General features: G+C 33.2%; 1 protein-coding gene. It reads left to right on the forward strand.

Annotation, left to right across the window (positions count from 1 at the left end; genetic code table 11):
• Window positions 1–91: 91 nt before the first annotated feature.
• Window positions 92–1789: a hypothetical protein gene (locus ABZ914_RS50465; protein ID WP_312258058.1), complete on the forward strand. Its 1698-nt coding sequence runs from the start codon at window positions 92–94 to the stop codon at window positions 1787–1789.
• The last annotated feature ends 399 nt before the right edge of the window (window positions 1790–2188 follow it).

Genomic DNA, 2188 nt, shown 5'->3' on the forward strand with positions numbered 1-2188 from the left:
GGTGATTTTAGAAGATGGAGATCGTACTGTTTGGTATAAAAAAAGTCAATTGGAATCCTTGATGGATTCATTGGCTGAATAGGGGGAAGAAGTGACAGAAGTTAAAACTGATTACGGAGATTTGGAAAAACAACGCAAAGCATGGGAACGGTTAGAAAATAATCTAAAAAAGGTGATTGATCTTCCCTGGGAAAAATTTGGAAACATTGATGGCGCTAAGATTCCTCAAAGTCTTGATTTAGTCAATATCTTGCATCGTGATATTTATGAATATCCTTATCTGTCAGTAAAGTCTACAGGAGAAAATAAAAGAATCAAAAGACCTAGTTTGCATTTAAACAATGGTCAAAATACTGTATCTATTTTCTACGGTGGAGTTAATAAAAAAGCTGAAAAAACTGACGATGGAGAAGATAAAGAAGTAGTTACATTAAAATCAAGTAAAAGTATTCCTCGTTTTGTCAATGTGATTTTAGATTATCTATTTGGAAAGATTGCTTTGCATCATGGATATTTATATGATATTTCAACCTCACAATTCAAACGATTGTCAGAGATGGATATTGCTCATGAATATAAATTAGGCAAGCGTTCTGACTTCACAGCTAGTGAAGTTGTAGAAATTATATCTTTTATAGATGAACAGATAAAGCTAAAACCTCTTAAAGAAATAAAAGCATCGATTATTGCTTGTCATGACTTTCAAATGGATCTGCATCAAAAGAAAATTTTAAAAAATTGTTCTATCAAAGACAATGAATGTTACTTTAAAGTGTTTGATTGTCAGCTCTCTGATGTAATTGAAATGTCAATCTTGAACGCTAATTACTTAGGAATGGTGATAGATGATGTAGACAGCTTGCATAATGCGCAACTACAGCCAATCTATCAAATGCTGGTGGCATGTCGTGAGATTACTAAGACAAGGTTCTTTGTCAGTAAATCTGGGACACGTACTGGTAAAGGCTTGCGTCATAAAGTAATTTCATCCATTTTTGATACGAAACATGTCAACCTAGACGAACTCTCAAATAAGGCAACGGCCGCAATGGCTTGGGCTGGATTTGATGGAGGGGAAATGTTACTGGTGACTGAATCAGGAGAAATTGGAAAGAGTTTAGAACGTTATTTGAAAATACTGGCTACTGAAAGCACATATCGTGGTCGAGGTATTGGCCAAAACTATGCGGATATTAATCTGACTGGTGTACTGTCTATTGATTCAAATGAAAAAGTATTATTTTCTTCTGAAATGAATAGCAGGGCTGTGAACATTGCTTTTAAGAATCGTCCAAAAAGAGAGACTGATAGCGAACGTGAATCAATCTTTGCACCCTACTGGGAGGCTTTCACTGAACAGCGAGTATCTGAGACCAGTCGAGAAGCAACGGCGCTTGCAGGAGTGGCTGCTTTATATTCTTCATTTGTCTATTGGAGACAGAATAAATTTAAGTTCAATTTCAAGCAAGTGGAAATGGATAACTTCAGTAGTGATCACTTTGATTTTGACGATGTGCAAATTTATATTATCGAGGAACACATCAAAGGGAACAAGACAATAATCAAAACGGATGAGGTTCAGAAGCTATTGAAAGAAACCTATTACGGTGCTGGAAGTCCTAAACGAAGAAAAGAAGCTCTTGATATTATTGGATATTTTGAAACGGTTCGTACATTTCCAACTTTTGAAGGAAAAAGAAAATCTTTTCGTGTTATTGCAATTGGTAACCCTCAACGTACTGCAAAAGCAGTTGAAGCATTTCTTGAAACAATGTATGAACCACCATAAAAGTGTAATTTAGTTACAAATAGTTATGTTTTTTTGATACTCATAAACAGCTATATAAAAGGATAGTTACAGAAAATACGCAAAATACACTTTTAATATTGAGTAAAATAGTAATTTATTATAAAAGAGTTTGAGTTAATTATACCAATTATGGATACTAGATTTTAATATTCTATATTATATAAAGGAAAAATGTGTAATTAATGTATTTATCGTAACTATGGCTTTATAACAGGGTTTTGAGAGGTTTTAAAAGCGTAATTATTCATAACTATTTTCTTAAATAATATGTAACTATTGTGGTGATTTTAGAAACCAATAGTTAGCAAATGAAAAAAGCTATACCAATTTAGAAAAAGAGGTTTGATAATGAGCTTTAATTTTACAAAGACAGTAGTC

The organism is Spirillospora sp. NPDC046719 (genome assembly GCF_040645715.1).
GTDB lineage: Bacteria > Actinomycetota > Actinomycetes > Streptosporangiales > Streptosporangiaceae > Spirillospora.